General features: G+C 54.5%; 16 protein-coding genes. 2 read left to right on the top strand and 14 right to left on the bottom strand.

Annotation, left to right across the window (positions count from 1 at the left end):
* Positions 1 to 5: 5 nt before the first annotated feature.
* From EGM51_12730 to EGM51_12715, 4 genes are all read right to left on the bottom strand, one after another.
* Entirely contained in the window at positions 6 to 539 is a 534-nt protein-coding gene (locus tag EGM51_12730; GenBank protein QBG48214.1) for a transcription elongation factor GreAB, read from the bottom strand.
* A gap of 149 nt (positions 540 to 688) precedes the next feature.
* Complete coding sequence (locus EGM51_12725; protein ID QBG48213.1) at positions 689 to 2,017, bottom strand: sigma-54-dependent Fis family transcriptional regulator; 1,329 nt, start codon at positions 2,015 to 2,017, stop codon at positions 689 to 691.
* On the bottom strand, positions 2,001 to 3,167 hold the full coding sequence (locus EGM51_12720) for a sensor histidine kinase (GenBank protein QBG48212.1): 1,167 nt from the start codon (positions 3,165 to 3,167) through the stop codon (positions 2,001 to 2,003). The genes EGM51_12725 and EGM51_12720 overlap by 17 nt, the downstream gene beginning before the upstream one ends.
* A 235-nt stretch (positions 3,168 to 3,402) precedes the next feature.
* The gene (locus EGM51_12715; GenBank protein ID QBG48211.1) at positions 3,403 to 3,804 is read right to left on the bottom strand and encodes a ribosome-associated translation inhibitor RaiA; all 402 of its coding nucleotides are present in this window, start codon (positions 3,802 to 3,804) and stop codon (positions 3,403 to 3,405) included.
* Between the two features lie 838 nt (positions 3,805 to 4,642).
* Here EGM51_12715 and EGM51_12710 point away from each other — a divergent pair.
* Positions 4,643 to 6,706 carry a potassium/proton antiporter gene (locus EGM51_12710; GenBank protein QBG48210.1) on the top strand — a complete coding sequence of 688 codons (2,064 nt, stop codon included), beginning with the start codon at positions 4,643 to 4,645 and terminating at the stop codon, positions 6,704 to 6,706.
* 32 nt (positions 6,707 to 6,738) lie between these two features.
* Here EGM51_12710 and EGM51_12705 read toward each other — a convergent pair whose 3' ends face one another.
* From EGM51_12705 to EGM51_12660, 10 genes are all read right to left on the bottom strand, one after another.
* Positions 6,739 to 7,791 (bottom strand): methyltransferase domain-containing protein, encoded by a 1,053-nt coding sequence (locus tag EGM51_12705; protein ID QBG48209.1) that lies wholly within the window; start codon positions 7,789 to 7,791, stop codon positions 6,739 to 6,741.
* Positions 7,736 to 8,428 carry an amino acid racemase gene (locus tag EGM51_12700; protein QBG48208.1) on the bottom strand — a complete coding sequence of 231 codons (693 nt, stop codon included), beginning with the start codon at positions 8,426 to 8,428 and terminating at the stop codon, positions 7,736 to 7,738. The genes EGM51_12705 and EGM51_12700 overlap by 56 nt, the downstream gene beginning before the upstream one ends.
* 23 nt (positions 8,429 to 8,451) lie before the next feature.
* Positions 8,452 to 8,823 carry a DUF488 family protein gene (locus EGM51_12695; protein ID QBG48207.1) on the bottom strand — a complete coding sequence of 124 codons (372 nt, stop codon included), beginning with the start codon at positions 8,821 to 8,823 and terminating at the stop codon, positions 8,452 to 8,454.
* Positions 8,820 to 9,983, bottom strand: coding sequence for an iron-sulfur cluster repair di-iron protein (gene ric / locus EGM51_12690; protein QBG48206.1), 1,164 nt, complete (start codon positions 9,981 to 9,983; stop codon positions 8,820 to 8,822). The genes EGM51_12695 and ric overlap by 4 nt, the downstream gene beginning before the upstream one ends.
* 69 nt (positions 9,984 to 10,052) lie before the next feature.
* Positions 10,053 to 12,308, bottom strand: a complete 2,256-nt coding sequence (locus tag EGM51_12685) for a nitric-oxide reductase large subunit (protein QBG48205.1) — start codon at positions 12,306 to 12,308, stop codon at positions 10,053 to 10,055.
* A 124-nt stretch (positions 12,309 to 12,432) separates the two neighbouring features.
* A complete protein-coding gene (locus tag EGM51_12680) occupies positions 12,433 to 12,624 on the bottom strand; it encodes a hypothetical protein (GenBank protein ID QBG48204.1) in 192 nt (63 codons plus the stop codon).
* Between the two features lies 1 nt (position 12,625).
* Entirely contained in the window at positions 12,626 to 13,006 is a 381-nt protein-coding gene (locus tag EGM51_12675) for a DUF423 domain-containing protein (protein QBG48203.1), read from the bottom strand.
* Complete coding sequence (locus EGM51_12670; protein ID QBG48202.1) at positions 13,003 to 13,668, bottom strand: outer membrane lipoprotein-sorting protein; 666 nt, start codon at positions 13,666 to 13,668, stop codon at positions 13,003 to 13,005. The genes EGM51_12675 and EGM51_12670 overlap by 4 nt, the downstream gene beginning before the upstream one ends.
* Before the next feature lie 78 nt (positions 13,669 to 13,746).
* Positions 13,747 to 16,122 carry an endopeptidase La gene (gene lon, locus EGM51_12665; protein ID QBG48201.1) on the bottom strand — a complete coding sequence of 792 codons (2,376 nt, stop codon included), beginning with the start codon at positions 16,120 to 16,122 and terminating at the stop codon, positions 13,747 to 13,749.
* A gap of 142 nt (positions 16,123 to 16,264) precedes the next feature.
* Complete coding sequence (locus EGM51_12660) at positions 16,265 to 18,331, bottom strand: hypothetical protein (protein ID QBG48200.1); 2,067 nt, start codon at positions 18,329 to 18,331, stop codon at positions 16,265 to 16,267.
* 183 nt (positions 18,332 to 18,514) lie between these two features.
* On the opposite strand from EGM51_12660, the gene EGM51_12655 reads away from it, so the two are divergent.
* The gene (locus EGM51_12655; GenBank protein QBG48199.1) at positions 18,515 to 20,050 is read left to right on the top strand and encodes an ATP-binding protein; all 1,536 of its coding nucleotides are present in this window, start codon (positions 18,515 to 18,517) and stop codon (positions 20,048 to 20,050) included.
* The last annotated feature ends 66 nt before the right edge of the window (positions 20,051 to 20,116 follow it).

Below are 20,116 nucleotides of genomic sequence, written 5' to 3'. Positions count from 1 at the left end.
CTTCTTCAGCATGTTTCGCATGCTGAATTATTTTCCGGTTGGAATAAAACCGCCTCGACCCTCAGCCGGCAGATTCTGTCAGGAAGCGGCCATTCGATTTCCTGTCCGACGCGGCTCCCGAGAAGAGCTGTACCCAGTGGGGTGAACACATTAATTCGAGTTTGCGATATTCCGGCTTCATCCGGCCATGAAAGCGTGAAGCTGTTATCGCTGCCAAGTTCCTGTTCGAAAACCAGAACCTCGGAATTCATGGTTACGACATCCGGAGGAATGTCGTGTTCGGCAACCCGTTTTGCGCATGCCAGTTTCCTTTTCAGATTTTTGAAGGCTGTCCTGTCGGTTGACGGGATCCGGTTATGTTGCTCTTCAATAATCCGGGTAAGGCGCGCGTAGTCCGGCCGGGTCATAATGATGATCTGTTCCTTCATTCCGGGTTCCCTCCGTGGTGTAGATTGATTGTGCATTACCCAGTGCACCGAGTGTGCCAACGCAACGAACCTGCCGGCAATATATGGATCAAAGGGAGGAAACAGACGCATACCAATTCGCAATTACAACAGGGGTCGCTGGTTGCGGGGGAAGCATATTTTGAAATGGCGAGTCCGTGCTGCATGGAAGGTGAGCAGTTGTCCGGCGGAAAGTGCAGACTATTTTCCCGTGCGGGTAGAAACGCCCCGTTTGGCAGGCGTTATGTTTTCAGTTTGTTCTGCAGCGTTTTACGGTCAATGCCCAGTATCTCGGCCGCACGGGTTTTGTTGCCGCCGACACTGGCGAGCACGGTCCGGATATGTTCCGCTTCAACCTGATGCAGTGAGCGCAGCGGCGCGGCCCGGTTCGCGCTGAAGCGCATCAGTTGCGGGAGCTGTGTGGCAGTGACACGCTCACCTTCTGCCATCAGAACCAGTCGTTGGATTACATTTTCAAGTTCGCGGACATTGCCCGGCCAGGCATAGGTTTCAAAGGTTTCAAGTACAGGGTCATCAAAGGCCGGGGCCGGTTTGCCGAGTTCCGCTGCAAAACGCGCTGCAAAGTGACGGACCAGCAGCGGAATGTCGCCGTTTCGTTCCCGCAGGGGCGGAATGGCAACAGGAACGACATTGATCCGATAGTACAGATCTTCCCGGAATGTCCCTTTTTCAACCATCGATTCCAGTTTCTTATTGGTTGCTGCGACTACGCGCACATCGACTTTTCGCGGTTCGCGATCGCCGACCATGTAGACCACTTTATCCTGCAGCACGCGTAGCAGAGCCGCCTGCATGGGCATGGTCAGTTCGGCGATTTCGTCCAGAAAAATAGTGCCGCCCTCCGCCGCCTGGAAAAAACCGGTGCGCGATTCAAGTGCGCCGGTATAGGCACCTTTCCGGGCACCGAAAAGTTCGCTTTCAAGCAGTCCGTCCGGAATGCCGCCGCAGTTGACCGGAATAAACGGAGCGTTTGCCCGGCGGCTGTTGTAGTGTATGGCCCGGGCGACCAGTTCCTTGCCGGTTCCGCTTTCGCCCAGAATGAGCACCGTGGCCGAGCTGTCGGACACTTTTTCAATGGAGTGATAAACGTTCTGCATGGCCCGGGATTGACCCAGCAGGCCCCATTGGCCCGGCGGCGGGGCATCCGTTTCATCAACTGCACGACGTAACTGCAGGCGTTCAACGGTCTGAGTAACCGCTTTAAGCAGTTCCTCATCGGTAAACGGTTTGGCCAGATAGGTGTAGGCACCGGTCTGCATCGCTTCAACCGCGCCGGGCACGGAGGCGTAGCCGGTGATCATGATAATTTCGGTATCGGCATAGTTTTCCCGTACGTGGCGGATCAGATCGAGCCCGCTGGTTCTGGGCATGCGCAGGTCCGTAATCACGAGGTCGATCTCCAGCGCGTCGAGAGCCCGGACCGCTTCCGCAACTCCGGGCACCGTGTGGACATCATAACCGGCGGAGGAAAGATTGCGGCGTACGACTTCAAGGGTATCGGCGGAGTCGTCGACAACCAGTATGCGCTCGGATTTATTTTTTTTCATCATATGCTCCTGTGTGCGATGGGCGGCACAGCGGCAGTCGGACCGTGGCGGTAGTGCCCTGACCGGGAGTGCTGGTCAGATGGATCGTTCCCCCGTGTCCGGTAACAATACCGTGCACTACCGAGAGACCGAGGCCGGTTCCTTCGTCGATATCTTTCGTCGTAAAAAAAGGATCGAAAATACTCGGCAGCACATCCGGCTCGATACCGCATCCGGTATCTGAAACCGTAAGTTCCAGCTGTTTCCCGTCCCGGGCCGTGGCAATATGCAGTCTGCCTCCATCAGGCATGGCCTGAATCGCATTGACGATCAGGTTGGTGACCATCTGCCGCAGCTGACCGTCGTCGGCCACCAGATCGGGGAGATCCGGGTCGAGGGCATAGTCGATCTGAATATTCGAAGCGCTGCATCGCGGCTGCCAAATTGATTCGCTCTCTTTAATCAGCCGGTTGAGATCAAGCCGAATATCGCGCGGAGGAGTCTGCCGGGCAAAGGTCATAAGCCGCCGGATGGTATCGCGGGCATGCAGTGCAGCGGCCTCTATTTTTGCAAGATCCCGGCAGGCCTGTGTTGGAAGATCCGGTGTTTTGGCCAGCAGTTGTGTAAAGCCCAGAATGCCTCCGAGTGGTTCGTTCAGTTCATGGGCAACGCCGGCGGCCAGTTTGCCGATAGTGGCCAGGCGGTCGGCATGGTGGAGTTTGGCATGCAGACGCTGCTGTTCTTCGGCGGTTTCGCGCCGGTCGATAATCAGCCCCACCTGCCGGACGACCTCCTTCAGCAGTTTTTTTTCTTCCGCCAGTACGGGGATATCCGCAGATTCATACCCTACGGAAATGGTTCCTCGTTTTTGTCCGCGCACGGTAATCGGTTCCGCCAGGCTTTTTCCGGCAACCGGCAGGTCCGGCGTCCCGAACACGCGGTCATCCAGTTCAATCCGGGCATGGGCACGTTCCGGTTCCTGCCAGGCTTCCGGCAGTGCTTTGACTACCCTTTTCAGAATCGTTTCCAGCGAAGCGGCCGGATTACCTGAAACCTGCGCAATGGCATAAAGGCAGCTGAGCTCTTTAACCCGCTCCTGCAGTTTCCGTTCGATGTGTTCTTTGCCCTCATTATGCATGCCGGAAAATCTATCATAGGGAATGGGTTTGTCCACCGTCTGCCGCTCCTGCTCTTTGTCCGGTATGAATATTTGTTTTCGATTGGCTGGATGGGGTGAATGCCTTCACGGGGCTGATGTACGTCTTCATATGGTGCGGAAACCGTGGGGTGAGTGTTGATTGGTCGGCCGTTTGATCCTTCGGCATTGACCACGGTAACTCTGCATCCGCCGGCGCGCAGAAGTCGAGCGGGCGGGTGCAGTCTTTATTTCCGAGTGTTTCGGGCTCGATTTATCGGGCCGGGGCCGTGCGCCGGGCGATGCGGTAACCATGGCGTTTGACGAGCTGACGTTCGATTCGGTCGAAACAATCGGCCAGTGCATGATAGACCCCGTCGTGCGCTCCCAGTGTTTCCCGGCTTCGGGCCACATAGAGCGGCTCGCCCGGAACCGATAACCGAATTTTCACTTCGAAAGCACCCTTATCTTCATGGTGTCGGGTTTTGGTGACCACCACGGTGACGTGCGCATTCGACAGGGCGTATTTATCAAGTTTTTCCATCAATTGGTCCACGACAGTAAGCATGTGTTGTGACCCGTGCATATGCCGGAACCGGACCGTCACGGGAATACCCGTACAGGACGGATGATTGAAGTAAGAAGCGGTGGACCGGATTGGCCTGATTGTGTGCATGACATCAACTCCTTTTCCAAGGGTTATCCTGAGATTTCAACGGCGGGGAAATTCCCCGCCTCTTTAAGCCCGTTCAGCACGTGATGTGCTGTCTGAACTTGAAACGGCTCTGTCCCTCCCGCCGCATGGCTGCGGAAGGAGGGACGTTGTGCCCGTTAACGGGCGACCGCCTTCCCGGCGACAATTCCGTTTTTCTCCCGTTGGAGCCGTTTCTTTTCCTTGAGCGTCAGCTTCGGCGTTTTACGCCCCTGCTTCTTTTTGGACATAGTCATCTCCTTTCGTGTTATTGATGCTATCCAAATGATGAGTGCCCCAATGCAACAAGTATGCCCGTGAAGGCGGACGGTCCGGAAGATGTTGATGGAGGGATATGGTAATTGGTATAACGGGCGCTACTGATAGGGGTTAGGGCGTTATCTTTTTGATGCGGCTTGGTCGGGTATAAAGATTTTTCCGGTCGGCTGCTGCCTGAGGAAACGGGGCGAAATATCCCGCATGGGGCGTTTGTCCCCGGTTTGTTCGACGGCACATGTGGTCGTAGTTGTGTGAAGTTGAACTGACAGATGACCTGCGGATTGTTTTCCGAAAATTGAGAGTTTTCTATTACAGACAATCCAGAGCGAGAGCAACACTATGGGTCGGAACCGGGCTGCAATGAGGGGGATGATGCGAAAAATCATCTAATGCCGGGTTCGCTGATCTGTTACAGGAAGAAGCCGGTTTTCAGCGTAAAACAAACAGAATATGATAGATTCCCTTTTCGGGAATTCATACAACGCTTACACGCCGTTGGCGCTGTCCGAGGGGCATCGCCCAATAAAAAATATCAGAGAATGAGATGGAGACCATGGATTCGGTGTATTTAATAGGATCGTTGATTCTGATCGGAGTTGTTCTTGCCGCCGTATGGCTGGACCGCTGGAGCGTCCCGGTCATCCTGATTGCGCTGTGTGCCGGAATTCTCTGCGGCAGTGATGTGCTCAATCTCTGGTACTTCGACGACATCGGTCTAACGAAGCAGATCGCAAACCTGGCCCTGGTGTTCATTCTTTTTCATGGCGGCTTCTCGACCCGGAAATCGGACTTTAAGGCGGTGGCCCTGCCGGCCGGAGGCCTGGCTACATGGGGCGTTATTCTGACTGCAGCCACCACCTTCGGGGTCTTGCGCTATCTTCTCGAATGGCCGTTTGAACAGTCGATTCTGCTTTCCGTCATTATCTCCTCCACCGATGCAGCGGCCATTTTTTCGATTCTCCGCCGGCAGTCGCTTCCGAAAAAGCTCTCTTCAATTACTGAAATTGAAAGCGGGGCCAACGACCCGATGGCCGTGCTGCTCACGGCCGCTGTTTTGGGCATGCTGACTTCGTCCGATACGGCTCTGCCGATGACCGTGGTTCAATTTATCTGGAAATTTTCGGCGGCACCGCTGGTGGGGTGGGCGATCGGGCGCGCAGGTCTGTGGCTGTTTAATCGGCTGAGCCCTCAGGACCGGGGACATTATTATGTACTTTCGCTGGGCATGATCCTGCTGACTTACGGCATTGCAGATGCGCTTCAGGCCAGCGGCATGCTTGCGGTTTTCGTTGCCGGTTATGTGATGGGGAACCGGCCCTTTGTTCATAAACAGGGGGTGACCAACTTTTCAGCGGCGCTCTCCACCGTGGCCAACATTGCCATGTTCGTCATGCTGGGACTACAGGTGTTTCCGCACCAATGGGCGAACATCTGGATGCAGGGAATTATTGTTTTCGCGGTTCTGACGTTCATCTCCCGCCCGCTGGCGGTTTTAATCGGAACGATCGGTATGCGCCTGGGATGGAAGGATAAAATGTTTATCGCCTGGGCCGGGTTGCGCGGATCGGTTCCGATCGTGCTCGCCACCTATCCCGCCGCTGCCGGACTGGCCGTCGGGCAGGATATTTTCAACATGGTTTTCTTTGCGGTCCTTCTGTCTATTGCAGTGCAGGGAAGCACGCTGGGGGTGCTGGCAAAATGGTTGAAGCTGACCTGTCCGATGCGTCCCAGGCCCTTGTTCAATCTGGAGCTCGTTACCATGAGTAAAAGCGATTTCGATTTGATTGTCGTGGATCTGCCCGACCCTCAGGGAGTGGTCGGTAAAACCATCGCCGAACTTCAGCTTCCTGCCGGGGCGGTGATTACTTTGATTACGCGGGGTAAACTGCTGATCGCTCCCAAGGGATCGACTCATCTGCACGGGGGAGATCAGGTGACCGTGCTGGCTCATGCCAGCGAAGAGGAGACTATACGGTCGGTTCTGCTGAATGCGGTTGCGGAGGACGTTTCTGCCGAAAAGGAAGATCGTCCGGATCAGTATGCCGGTGATGACAGGCCATCCCCTGCAGAGGTGAGGCTTAAGACGGTATCCGGAGAATGTCTCATGGACATTACGATTGAACGGGTTACAAACCGTCAGCAGGTTGATGTTCTGGCCTCATTGGCTGCGGAAATATGGAATGAGCATTTCCCGGAAATAATCGGTCAGGAACAGGTGGATTATATGCTGGAGCAGTTTCAAAGTATTGAGGCGCTCGAATCCCAGATAGACTCCGGCTATGAATACTATCTGGCTCTGCACGGTGATGATCCCGTGGGATACCTGAGCCTGATCCCGAATCATATTGATGGAAAGCTGATGATCAGCAAAATTTACGTTAAAGATTCATGCCGCGGATCAGGTCTTGGCGGAATCTTTCTCGAGTACAGTAAAGCACGTGCGGAGGAGTCCGGTGCAAGCGCGATCTGTTTGACGGTCAATCGGAATAATACCCCGGCCATTGAGTGGTACCGGCGGAAAGGTTTTGAGGTTACCGATGAGATAAAGAAAGATATCGGATCCGGATTCCTGATGGACGATTTCGTCATGGAATGCACGCTCGACTGATGTCATCGGATGACGGTTCTTCTGCCCTGTTTTTACTGACGCCGGAAAATGCCCTCAAGAATGGCGGGTTTACCGTCGGGGATTGCGTCGTATTCGGTGATGGGCGTTTCCTGAGCAAATCCGGCCTCAGCCAGTTCCTTGATCAGCTGCTCTTCCGTCAGGAAGCACGCCGGTTTTCCGGACGGTCCGGTGAAGATAAACGACTCACCTACGATCGGAACCGCTTCCGGCGGCAGTGTGCTTCTCGAAAAGGTGTAGATAAAAAGGAGCGCGCCGGGTTTGGCAGCGCGGGCGGCTTCGTGAACAGCCGTGCGGAATTCTGTTGCTGATCGGGCCAGGTTCCAGACACCGTGCGCGACGATAAAATCGAAGCCTTCATCTTCGACCGGCAGCCGGTCCATCGGGGCGGTTTTCAGTTTCAGCTGTTCTGTCAGGCCGCCGTCGCCGGCCCGTCGCTGCGCCGCTGCGAGCATGGGTTGTGAAAGGTCGATCCCGAGCACCTTCCACCCGGCTCTGGCCAGGGGAACGGCGTTGCATCCCGCACCGCAGCCGATATCAAGCAGCCGGTTTCCGGTTTTGCGTTGAAGTTCCTTTTCGGCAAAGCGCATTAATACGGAATTCGGCGGCGTGGAAGAGAGCCGGGCAACCATCTTCGGATCACTCCAGGGTGAATCAGCCCAGAATTCCAGGCGGTTGCCCTCGGGATCGCGCAGAAAAAAGGCTTCCCCGCCCATTTTGCAGTCGCGGATCGGGTCAACATGCATATTCCGCTTTTTTAAAAGCCGCCAGGTTTCGTGCAGATTGACTACTTTGAACGTGAGGGTAATGCCTTTTCCAAGGTTTGGAAGTATCGTTGTTCGTTTTGCATCTGCGACACTGAGGCAGGACTGGGGCGTGATTAAAAATTCGACCATCCAGTCGGTGGAGGCATTTTCTTTCAGACCGATTATTTCGCGGTAAAACGCAACGGTTTCTTTCCAGTTTTCACAATACAGAATGGTGTTTACGGTTTCGATATGCATCGGTTTTCTATTTCTGAAGGGCGAATTCAAGAATGGCTTCTGCATGAATCCGGGTGGTGTCATAGAGCGGGAGTGAACTGTCGGATTCCGCGATGAGCAGACTCAGTTCCGTACAGCCGAGAATGACGGCTTCAGCCCCCTGATTTTCGAGGTCTGAAATCATGGCTTTCATGGCTTCGCGGGAGGGGACTTCGGTTATTCCGTGCGACAGCTCATCCCAGACAATGCGGTCGAGCTCGGTGCGTTGGCTGCTTTCGGGGACCAGCGTTTCAATGCCGGCGGCGGAAAAGGTTTTCTGGAAAAAACCGAATTCCATCGTGGGTTTGGTCCCGAGCAGGGCCACTTTGGTACGTTGATCTTTTTTCAGTGCGGCGGCTGTTGCATCCATAATGGTCAGAATGGGCAGCGGGGATTGAGCACGAATCCGGTCATAGGCATTATGCGGGGTGTTTGCCAGAATGGCGGCAACGTCAGCTCCGGCTTTTTCCAGCCGTTGGAGAGCGGTGAGCAGGATGGTCCCCACGCCGTCCCAGTCATTTTTTTTAAACCGGGTAACGAGTTCCTGCAGGTTCAGACTTTCGAGGGTGATTTCCGGAAAGTTCAGCCCGCCGGTCCGGCGGTTATATTCCCGGCAGAGAATCTGATAATAATGAACCGTTGATTCCGGGCTCAGTCCGCCGATTAAGCCGATCCGTTTCATGAGGTTTCCTTTTCTGTTCGGGGTTATGTTTGTCTGATGTTCTTCAGCTCGTTCTGCAACACACGGGCATGACAGTGTGCGGTATCTTTTGCCGCATACAGCAGTGTGAGTGTACGTTTCGGGCAGCGTTCAATCAGGTGCGTCAGCTGTTCGCTTTTCGTTTTCAGTTCGTTTCGATAAAGCCGGCTGAATTCCGGCCATTTGTTCGGGGCATGGCTATACCATTTTCGCAGTTCCGGGCTCGGGGAAAGGTCTTTGGCCCATTCATCGATTTCGGCATTTTCTTTTGCGACTCCCCGCGGCCAGAGCCGGTCCACCAGCACCCGCCAGCCGTCGTCGGCGGCGGGCGGGTCATAGATCCGCTTGATCAGAATCTGTTCAGGCCGGGAGTTCATGCGTTGGCCTGGGCCTCCTGTTTTACCGCCTTTGGAAAAAGAATATTGTTTTCCAGATGAATATGCTGATGAAGATCATTCTCCAGCGCGGCCAGCCCGTCATACAGCGCCTCGAAGGTCGGGCAGGCTCCATCCGGGAGGGTGTAGTTTCCGGTCAGTTTCCGCATTACCGCCAGTTCGTCTCCGGCATCGTCGTGCTCGACTTCCATCTGGCGGATCGGATTGACTACACTGCCGCAATGGGATACGGGTCTGGGGGCTGAACCGTTGATAAAGGCTTCGGTGGCTTTAATCAGCGGAAACAGAATCTGTTCCTCTTTCATCAGGTGGGATTCAAGTTCGGTCCGGATGGCTGTATAGGCCAGCCTGAGTTTCCCGAGCATTTCGCCATGATGTTCTCCGTGGGCAATCTGTACTTTTTCCAGCAGTCCATCGAGGCGGGGCAGCTGTTCCTTTGTAAACACATGGTGGGTGTTCACAATATGGTCGATCAGTTCGCTCAGCGGAGCGGAGCTCCAGTCGGTGGAATCCATTTCCGGCCGCTGCTCCAGTACGGCCAGCAGAGCCGCTTCGGTTTCCGGCCAGTGTTGTCCGGCGGCTTCTACGGCTTCGGTCAGTGGGCGTTTTCCGCCGCAGCAGTAATCAATACCGAGTTCTTCGAGTTTCTGACGTAATTGCGGATGGCGAACAACAAGGTTGCCTACGGTGATGTTCGGGTTGATGAGTGTATTCATAATCAGATCCTTATTTGGAGGCCGGCACCGGAATGATGTCGGCCAGAGTTTTTCCTTCCAGGGCATCGAAGAAGGCCCCAGGGCATCCTGGAACAGGGCTTTAAGCCGGCATCCGCCGGCAATGGTGCATTGGTTTCGGTCTTCGTCGAAACACTCCACAATATCGAGGTTGGTTTCGAACTGACGCACTACGGTTCCAATGTCGATCTCTGCAGGATTCTTTCCCAGCCTGATGCCGCCGCCGTAGCGGCCGCGTTTGAGTTCGAGATAGCCGAATTTACCCAGGCGGTTCACGGTTTTCACCACGTGGCTGTAGGAGATATCATAAAATTCGCTGATTTCCCGGGAGGAGACCAGGGGTTCTTTACTTCTGGCGACATACATCAGGATGCGCAGCGCATAATCGGTATTCTGTTTAAGTTGCATGGTTTATTCTCCTTTTACAGCGGGCGGTGTTCCGCCGGCGGATGAATATATCAGCCGGCGGCTGTCGGATTAATTCTTTTTCCCTTCGGGTTTGGGGCGCAGCAGGCCGGCTCCGAAGAAGAGGAGGCCGGACACACCGGCCATAAACACCACATCGCCGATCATCCGCAGCCAGCGCAGATTCTGCACCCAGCCCTGCTGGAGAAAATCGGCACTGCGCGCATACCAGAGACCGACATCCACGCTGGCAACGGTCTGGGCAATGCCGATAGGCAGCAGGCTCAGTGCAATCATCAGTGCAAGTCCGCCGTTCATGCCCCAGTAGGCCAGTTTCAGTACGCGGTCGTTCCATACCCGGTCGGGCTGAATGCAGCGGATAACGAGCAGAACCAGGCCGAGACTGAGTAAACCGTAAACCCCGAACAGAGCGGCATGGGCATGGACCGGTGTGGTGTTGAGGCCCTGCATATAATACAGCGCGATCGGAGGATTGATCAGGAAGCCGAATACGCCGGCCCCTACAAAATTCCAGAAGGCAACGCCCATGAAAAAGGTCAGCGGCCATTTATAGCGCTGCATCCATTCGGCGCTTTCGATATGTCTGCTGGTTTCCCGGGCTTCCAGGCCAATGAGCAGCAGGGGAACCACTTCTAGTGCCGAGAACATGGCCCCGATGGCCACTACGGAGAAAGGCGTACCGGAAAAGTAGAGATGGTGGAACGTGCCCGGAATTCCGCCGATCAGAAAGATGCAGCTGGAGTAGAGTACGGCCCGGCTGGCGCTGCCCGCACGGACCAGACCGAGCTTGCAGAAGATGGTTGCGATGGCAATGGTGGCGAAGACTTCGAAGAAGCCTTCCACCCAGAGATGGACCACCCACCAGCGCCAGTATTCCATGACGGAGATATGGGTTTTGGCTCCGTAGAAAAAACCGGAGGCATAGAAGAGGCCGATGGCTGTGGCGGCGAAAATAAAGATGGCGACCATATGACGGTTGTCGTCTTTCTTTTTCAGTGCCGGCCAGAGTCCGCGCAGCACCAGAATCAGCCAGAGCAGCAGACCGCTGAAGAGCAGAATCTGCCAGAAGCGGCCGAGATCCACATATTCATAGCCCTGGTGCCCGAACCAGAAATTATATTTCAATTCCATTGTCTGCATGACGCCCAGCCATTCGCCGGCCAGCGAACCCGCCACAACGAGCAGCAGTGCAACGAAAAGGACATTCACACCCAGGCGCTGGAACTTTGGTTCGTGCCCGCCGATAATGGGAGCAAGGAACAGGCCTGCTGTCAGAAATGCCGTGGCAATCCAGAACATCGCGGTCTGAATATGCCAGGTGCGGGATACGGCATAGGGAAGGATTTCGGCGATCGGAATGCCGAAAAAGTCCTGCCCTTCAACCGTGTAGTGGGCGGTCAGCGCGCCAAGCATCACCTGAACTCCGAACAGGACAAATACCACCAGTGCATATTTCCACAGGGCTTTCATGGAGGGTGTAATCACCAGCTTTTTCAACGGGTCGGCGGTGGGGGCCGGCGGAAAATGGTCATCTTCTTTTCTACGGCGGAATGCTTCATACCAGACCAGGCCGCCGACAGCCGCCAGCAGAGAAATAATGCTGATCATGGACCACATAAAATTTGCGCCGGTGGGGGTGTTCCCGATCAGCGGTTCATGCGGCCAGTTGTTGGTATAGCTGATCGATAGTCCGGGACGTTCCGCGGCACAGGCCCAGCTGGTCCAGAAGAAAAATCCGGCGAGCTGTTTCCGGCGGAAAACCTCTTTAACGGCATGATTGTGCATGGCATAGGCTTCCCGGAGATCCTGCAGTTCCGGGTCTCCGCTGAAAAGCGATTCATAATGCGCGGCCACGATGCGCATGGCGGCGGTCCGGTCGTCGGAAAGGGTGAGCGTTCCGGTTTCGGGATTATAGCCGTTATGCCGCATCTCTTCCTTCAGGCGGGCCTGCAGGACCGCCTGCTGTCCGGCATCCGCCTGCGCAAAATCCACGCCCAGTTCGCGCTGACTCCAGATATTGAGCAGGGCGATGCTTTCACGGTGCAGCCAGTCGGCCGACCAGTCCGGCGCCTGATAGGCCCCGTGTCCCCAGACCGAGCCCATCTGCTGTCCGCCGGTAGACTGCCAGACCAGCTGGCCCTGCTGAAGATCATCCAGTGTAAACAGCTCTTCTCCGGAAGCACTTACAATCCGCTGCGGCAGCGGCGGGGCTTCGCGATAGATATCAATTCCAAAATAGCCCAGAATGGAAAAAGCCACAGTCAGGCACAGGGTCAGGGCGATCCAATGTTTTTTCGTACTCACCAGGGGTCTCCTTTGTTTAAAGATTCATGAGGTCAGAATATTTAAAACCGGGGTGGTGTCAAAGCAAACATTCAAATAATTTGAATATTTAAAACGGGCAGTCGGATTTCGGAAAAAGAAAGACCGGTTAACGTTGGCGGGATTGTGACGACTTGGTGCGGATCATGGTTTCGTAATCGCGTTGCGTCATGCCCTGTTGTTTTTCGTCTGATTGTTCATAGGCTGCGGCAATAGTCAGACTCTTTCCCGCATCTTTAAAGGAAAGGGTTGAGCATCCGCAAAAACTGACGAGGGAGATCATGGAAAGCAGAAATTTCACTTCAGTCTCCTTTCAGTACTGCGCAGGCCAGCAGTATCCAGCCGGCGATGAAGAACAGTCCTCCGATCGGGGTGATGGCTCCGAGTCTGGTGATACCGCTGAGGGAAAGTGTATAGAGACTGCCGGAAAAAATGATGATTCCGGCGAGAAAGCTCCATCCACCGGCAGTTAATACACCGGACTGGAATTTCAGGGCCAGCAGTCCGACAACCAGCAGGGCAAAGGTGTGATAAAACTGATACTCCACGCCTGTCTGCCAGGTGGCCATCATTTTTGCAGACAGTTTATGCTGCAGGCCGTGCGCTCCGAATGCGCCGAGCATCACGCCGAACGCGCCGCTAATGGCCCCAAGGGAAAGGAAAAGTCTGGCCGTCGTATTCATTCATCCATCCATTTCAGGTCGGAAACCGTTAATGTGGTTTTCTGTCCGGATATTTTATCGGAAAGTTCCAGATCCTTTGCAATCCACATGCCGTCCATTTTTTTAATGCTTTTAATCTTCAGTCGGCTCAGCTGATTTTCCGATGCATCCAGCGTCTGTGCTTCCATCACCATACCCATGTGCTGATCCACCCAGAGCCGCATGATATTTTCGCTTTCGGGGATTGGGACATCAATGATGTAGGTATCGCGATTCAGTTTTTTATCTTCGCCGATAAGTCTGGAATTCGGCCACCAGAGAACGGAAAAGCTGAGGTCCGCCCAGGTGAAACCGGTGCCCATGATTTCGGAGGTCGGGTTTTGCCCGGGCTCCGAGAAGGTATAGCTTGGTTTGCCGTTCTGCCAGGTGATGGTCAGCTCTTCCTTATCGATTTTATAATGCGCTGTTGCCGGGACGGCATGCCAGTCGAGCTCCATCGTTACAGGATAGGATTTGGTGAAGCCGTTTTTTGCTTTGGCTTTCAGTTTGCCGGTCAGTTTGAGCGGTCGCGAAGGCAGTTTTTCCTGAACCATGCTCAGAATATGGTCGGCCGAGGGCTGCTCCTCTGCAAACCCCGTCAGGCTGAGACCTAAACACATAATTACTATTAGTATATTTTTCATTTACCACCCGCTTCGCTAGAGATCACGAAGTACACAGAGGAAATGCTCTGAGAACTCTGTGTTCTCTGCGGTTAAAATTTATTGTTCTGAGAGCTTCAGCGCATAGCGCAGCGCCTGGTCAATATTTTTCACGGTTTTAAATGTCAGCTTATTTTTAACATCATCCGGAATTTCGTTAAGATCGATTTTATTTTTTTCCGGCAGCATGATGTGTTTGATGCCGGCGCGCGAAGCCGCCAGGACTTTTTCCTTTAGACCACCGATCGGCAGTACACGGCCGCGCAGTGAAATTTCGCCGGTCATGGCCAGATCCGGGCGGATCGGCTGATCGGTCAGAATGGATAGAATCGCCAGCGAAATAGCGACGCCGGCGGACGGTCCGTCTTTGGGGGTTGCACCGGCCGGAACATGGATATGCAGGTCGGATTTGGCAAAAACATCCGGATCAATCTTAAAGGTCCGGGCATTGGCTTTGAGATAACTCAAAGAAGCGCGTGCTGATTCCTTCATCACATCGCCGAGCGAACCGGTCAGGATGAGTCCGCCTTTCCCCGGCATGGCTGTGGCTTCAATAAAGAGAATATCGCCGCCGTAGGGCGTCCAGGCCAGGCCGGTTACAACGCCGGTCATGGCGGCGTTTTCGGCCACGTCCTTTTCGATTTTGATCGGTCCCAGAAATCCCTTGAGTTTACGGGGGGTTACTTCCACCGGCCGCTTTTTTCCTTCGGCAAAGCCGCGTGCAACTTTCCGGCAGACGTTGGCGATCTGCCGCTCCAGATTTCGGACGCCGGCTTCGGCGGTGTAGCCGCTGATGATTGCTTCGAGAGCTTCCGGTTTGAATTTAACCTGTCCGCGTTTAAGACCGTGCTCGCGGATGGCTTTCGGTACCAGATAGCGACGGGCAATCGCGGTTTTTTCCTGAAGGGTGTAGCCGGAAATACGGATGACTTCCATGCGGTCGCGCAGTGGGCCCGGAATGGTTTCGAGCATATTGGCGGTGGTGATAAACAGCACTTTTGAAAGGTCGAACTGCACATCGAGATAGTGGTCCTGGAAGGTGGAGTTCTGTTCCGGGTCGAGGACTTCGAGCAGAGCCGAGGCGGGATCGCCGCGGAAATCGCTGCCGACTTTGTCGATTTCATCCAGCATGATAACCGGGTTGTTGGAGCCGCAGCGCCGCAGACTCTCGATAATGCGGCCGGGCATCGCACCGATATAGGTGCGGCGGTGCCCGCGTATTTCGGCTTCGTCGTGCATGCCGCCAAGCGAAATGCGGATGAATTCGCGGCCCAGAGCGCGGGCCACAGATTTTCCAAGCGAGGTTTTTCCAACCCCCGGAGGTCCGGCCAGACAGAGAATGGGCCCTTTGAGATCCTGTTTCAGTTTCAGAACCGAGAGGTATTCAAGAATGCGGTCCTTCACTTTATCGAGTCCGTAGTGGTCTTTGTTCAGAATTTTCCGGGCTTCCAGAATATCCAGATGATCCTCCGTGGATTTACTCCAGGGGAGTTCGGCCATGACGTCAAGGTACGTGCGGATTACGCCGTGTTCCGGCGAGGCAGACGGCACGGCTTTCAGCCGCTGCAGTTCTTTGTCTGCGGCCTCTTTGGCTTCGGGAGGCAGTTTGGCTTCTGCAAGTTTCTTCTCCAGTTCCAGAATTTCACTGGCTTGGGGATCGTCCTCCCCCAGTTCCTTCTGGATGGTTTTCAGCTGTTCGCGCAGGAAGATTTCACGCTGTGTTTTGGTGAAGGTTTCATGAACCTTGGTTTCAATTTTATTTCCCAGTTTCAGAATCTGATATTCGCGGTTCAGAAATTCCATCAGGGTTTTGAGCCGTTTATTCGGGCTGGCTTCGGCCAGCAGATTCTGGCGTACACTGAGTGGAACCGGCAGGTTGGTGGCAATCAGATCGGAAAGCTGGGAGGGCGATTCCATATTGAAAATGGCAACACTGAGTTCATCCGGCAGATTGGGCGACATGGTAACGATCTGCTGGAACTGTTCGGCCGCGCTGCGGGCAAGAGCCTGAGCTTCGAGGGAATCCTCGAGCTCATCATGAATCATGGTGTAATGCGCGGTGGGGTATTCCTGATCCATATTCAGATCGGTCATCTCACACCGCGACAGTCCTTCCACCAGGACGTGCGTTGAGCCGTCCGGAAAGTTGAGGGTTTTGATCAGCCGCGCCACGCAACCGACACGGTAGATATCGTCCCGGGTCAGTTTGGCTTCATCGATCTCATCTTTCCGCTGAAGTGCCGTGATGAAATGCGGTGTTTTGGTGGAGAGTTCCGCAACCAGTTTTTTCGATTCCTCTGTGGTGATGATCAACGGGGCCACCATCTGGGGAAAAAGGACAAAGTTCTTCAAGGGCATCACCGGCAGGAGATCCGGTACCTCGGCATCGGCGATAATTTCAATTTCCACGTCGTTATGATGTTCTTGTGCGCTCATATAAATCAGTTTTTTAAAGGGTTATAATCGCGGGATACCCTATGGGAGTTCGGTTCCAATGTCTGGAAAAATGCACAAAAAATCCAGAGGCGGATTTTTTCCGCCTCTGGATATGCTGAAGGGCTGTCCGGCCGGTTGCCGGTTACTGGGTTTTAACGCGGAAGTAGGCTGCCGGATTGGTGGTTGGAAGGTTCACGAGATTGGTCATGCCGTCGCCGGGAAAGTTGGTGGCGGAATACCACGTGGTATTGGTCAGGCTGGGGGTCCATTCCACAATGTGGGTTGTGCCGGACTGCGATATAAACGACAGACCGAAGTTTCCTGCGGACAGGACCGGGGATAGGATGCTGACGGGCTGGGGAGTGATTCCTACGACAAACTCTGAGAGGCCGCGTGAGCCGAGGTCAACCGAAGCAGACCAGCTTGCGAGCGATTGGGAACCGTTGGAGGGATGGCTGAAGGAGAGTCCGGAGAAACCGTATTCCGAGTAGCTGATCGATACGCTGTTTGTGGCTTCCGGAAGCGGGACAGACGCCGTCCAGTTTGTGTCAGACGGTGAAATGGAGCTGCTGTCAACGGTTGCAGGGGCTTCAGCATCGCGGACATAGATGAAGGCCGAGTCCCAACTGGAAGGCCCGCTCCATTCGAAAGCAGAAGCGGTAGAGATGCCTGTGGAACCATCGAGCGGCTGCGTGATGGTGACCGGCGGGAGGTCATTGGTGCTGAGCGAATTGACATTTATGGTGAAGTCATATTCGTAGGTGGCCCCGTTGCGGTCGAAGTAGATGGTCCAGGGCCCGTCTTGCAATTCGTCGATCACCGCCTGCAGCGTGGGAAAATTAATGGAAGACGATGAGTTTTCCGTGCCGGAGCAGCGGTTGTTGGGCGATACCACTTCGTCGAGACTGGAGGATGGAATGATATTGTTCAGGCGCGGTAAAATCAGGTAGTGCGTGTTGGTGCCGGAAGTGACCCGCTGAATTTCAACCTCGAATTCCGCTTCGTGGCTGACACTGTTGCTGTTGTCTCCAGTATATGTATAGCGGATGTTGTCGAGGAAGGCGGAGTCCGGATAGAAGGCGTTGGTATCATCGTTGTAGAAGGACCAGGTGAGATAATAGATGTCATTGGAGGAGAGGGTGACGGTGTGGGTATCCCAGCCGTAGACATCATAGCCCTCGTAATAGAAGAAATCCTCATCATAAGAGGTTCCGTCGTCGTACGAGTAAAACTCGAAGGAATCGCCATCGCTCCCGAACAGGGCCCAATCGAAGGTGATAACTGCGGGACCCTGGACGATGGCTTCCAGATAAGAATATCCCCATTCAGCGGCCGTGCTCTGCAACGACGAGGAGCCCGCTGTAAAGTTGTCGTATGAGACCACCCAGGGCTCGTATTCATCGGTGTACCAGTTGAAGCCGGGGCATTCGACCGCAATATTGAAGGGGTCTGTGCAGCTGCCCGGAGCGATAAATGTCGTGGAGTCATAACTGCTGACATCCGCGGATGCATTCCAGCCGGTGAGTGGCGATCCGCCGCCGGTCATCGGCGTGGTGAAGGTGATGCCTGCAAAGCTGTTGGTCTGGTAGGCGAGATAAATATGGTTTGTGCCGGGCAGCACCGGCGCCGGCGGCGTCCAGCTGTTGAAGGGGGCCGGAGCGGTGTAATAGTTTCCGGGTTCCGGCGGTTGTACCCCGTTATGCACCTGAATGTGGATTTCGGGAAACAGAGACGTTCCGGTCCATTCAATGAGCGGCTGATTGGTCGACACCGTGGCATATTCGGCCGGATTGGTGACGGAGGTTTCGCCGAACATTCCTGCACTCAATCCGGATATACTGACGGTGAACGTATATTCTTCCTCAGAGGGATCACCGACGTTGGTGGTGAGGGTCCATGGTCCGTCGGTACATTCATCAATCACATCTGCATAGGTTTGGCTGCCGTAACTGTAGTCATTCCGGCTTCCGGTGTTGCGATAGAACAGACCGTTCGGTGATTCGATCCGGTGGTACGTCAGCGGTTCCGCTGCGCCGTCGGCGAAGAAAGAAATATACGGATATAAGGAGCCGCCCGTATGATCGAGATTAAGCGTCATGCTGAATTCAGCCCGTACTCCGCCTGCCGAAAAGGCGGAAATGAGAAGTGCTGCCGTCAGGCGGAAGCTGCAGAACAGCCGTAGTGGATTGCTGTGGACGTGCGCATTCATGTTTTTTCTCCCGTTAGAATCAATGCGTTTGTATGGAATATTCTGGATTCCCGCAGTTTATAAAGTCAATGAATATGTGAAAGTTGATCATAATATTAATATTATATTGATTCGGTGATTTTTCTGGGATCAGTCCGGCTGAATCGGTTTACTCTTATTTTGTTTTTGTAAGAAGGAGAAGCAATGCTTTCACAGGTGAATTCAGGTGCGGTGGTCGGTATTGATGCGTTTCCGGTTGAGATTGAAGTGAATGCCGGGCATGGCGAACCGAAGGTCGTGATTGTTGGACTGCCGGATGCGGCTGTAAAAGAGAGTTCCGACCGGGTCTGGACGGCGCTCATCAATTCCGGTTTCCGCCCTCCGATGGGCCGTACCACCATCAACCTCGCTCCGGCGGATATGAAGAAAGAAGGGCCGAGTTTTGATCTTCCGATTGCATTGGGAATTATTGCCGCTCTTGACGATATGAAGGCGGATCTGCTTCCGCGGATAGCCATTGTCGGCGAACTGGCGCTCAGCGGAGCAGTCCGTAAAGTGCGGGGTATTCTTCCGATAACACTGATGGCTAAACAGGCCGGTCTTAAAGCGATCATGGTTCCGGCGGAGAATGCGGAAGAGGCCGCGGTTGTTGACGGCATTAAAGTCTTTCCTGTTCGAAACCTTCGCGAAGCTGCCGATTTTCTGAATCAGGATATTAAACTCAGCCCGTATCACCTGGATATTGATTCGGTTTTCGAGGCCAACAGTCGCTATGAAGATGATTTTTCCGATGTTAAAGGGCAGGAGTCGGCCAAGCGCGCTCTCGAAGTGGCCGTGGCCGGTTCGCACAATATTCTGCTCATCGGTCCGCCGGGCACCGGAAAGAGTATGCTCGCCAAACGCATTCCCTCCATTCTGCCGAATATGACGCTGGAAGAGGCGCTGGAGACCACCAAGATTCATTCCATTTCCGGATCATTGAAATCGCATCAGGCCCTGGTGGCCACCCGGCCGTTCCACGCGCCGCATCATACGATTTCGGATGCCGGACTGCTCGGCGGCGGCACCAACCCTATGCCCGGTGCCGTGAGTCTCGGTCATAACGGCGTACTGTTTCTCGATGAGCTGCCGGAATTTCAGCGCAGCGTTCTTGAAGTGATGCGCCAACCGCTCGAGGACGGAGAGGTCACGATTGCCCGCGCTGCCGCGAGCGTCACCTATCCCTGTCGCTTTATGCTCGTCGCCGCCATGAACCCGTGCCCGTGCGGCTATCAGACCGATCCCAAACGCGAGTGCCGCTGTTCACCGACCCAGATTGCGCGCTACCGCTCCAGAATCTCCGGCCCGCTGCTGGACCGCATTGATATTCATGTTGAAGTTCCCGCGATTTCCTTCGACGAACTTTCAAAACTCAAACCGGGCGAATCCTCCTTCGAAGTCCGAAAGCGCGTGGTGGCCGCCCGACGGATTCAGCAGGAGCGCTACAAAGATCAGCCCGGCACACACTGCAATGCCAACATGCGCAGCAAAACACTGCATCAGACCTGTAAAATGGAATCCGATGCAGAGCAGATCCTGAAAACGGCCATGAGCGACCTCAACTTCAGCGCCCGCGCTTACGACCGGATTTTAAAAGTCGCCCGCACCATTGCCGACTTGGCCGCATCTGAATCCATTCAGCCCAACCACATCGCCGAAGCGATCCAGTACCGCACGCTCGACCGGCAACTTTGGGTTTGAGAAAATGACGAAATCATAGGACTGACACTTTCCTCTGGGAACAACCAAAAAGGGTCACTGACGCAA

The sequence above is a fragment of the Verrucomicrobia bacterium S94 genome, from assembly GCA_004299845.1.
Taxonomy (GTDB): Bacteria; Verrucomicrobiota; Kiritimatiellia; order Kiritimatiellales; family Pontiellaceae; genus Pontiella.
Note: the sequence above shows the minus strand (reverse complement) of the source record. Positions and strands in the feature narration are given on the sequence as shown.

Coding starts and splice junctions, on each gene's coding strand:
- EGM51_12700 (QBG48208.1), bottom strand. CDS start 8,428: ATGAAACGGATCGGCTTAATCGGCGGACTGAGCCCGGAATCAACGGTT.
- EGM51_12675 (QBG48203.1), bottom strand. CDS start 13,006: ATGAATACGACGGCCAGACTTTTCCTTTCCCTTGGGGCCATTAGCGGC.
- EGM51_12725 (QBG48213.1), bottom strand. CDS start 2,017: ATGATGAAAAAAAATAAATCCGAGCGCATACTGGTTGTCGACGACTCC.
- EGM51_12730 (QBG48214.1), bottom strand. CDS start 539: ATGCGTCTGTTTCCTCCCTTTGATCCATATATTGCCGGCAGGTTCGTT.
- lon (QBG48201.1), bottom strand. CDS start 16,122: ATGAGCGCACAAGAACATCATAACGACGTGGAAATTGAAATTATCGCC.
- EGM51_12670 (QBG48202.1), bottom strand. CDS start 13,668: ATGAAAAATATACTAATAGTAATTATGTGTTTAGGTCTCAGCCTGACG.
- EGM51_12710 (QBG48210.1), top strand. CDS start 4,643: ATGGAGACCATGGATTCGGTGTATTTAATAGGATCGTTGATTCTGATC.
- EGM51_12660 (QBG48200.1), bottom strand. CDS start 18,331: ATGAATGCGCACGTCCACAGCAATCCACTACGGCTGTTCTGCAGCTTC.
- EGM51_12655 (QBG48199.1), top strand. CDS start 18,515: ATGCTTTCACAGGTGAATTCAGGTGCGGTGGTCGGTATTGATGCGTTT.
- EGM51_12715 (QBG48211.1), bottom strand. CDS start 3,804: ATGCACACAATCAGGCCAATCCGGTCCACCGCTTCTTACTTCAATCAT.
- EGM51_12705 (QBG48209.1), bottom strand. CDS start 7,791: ATGACACCACCCGGATTCATGCAGAAGCCATTCTTGAATTCGCCCTTC.
- EGM51_12695 (QBG48207.1), bottom strand. CDS start 8,823: ATGAACTCCCGGCCTGAACAGATTCTGATCAAGCGGATCTATGACCCG.
- ric (QBG48206.1), bottom strand. CDS start 9,983: ATGCAACTTAAACAGAATACCGATTATGCGCTGCGCATCCTGATGTAT.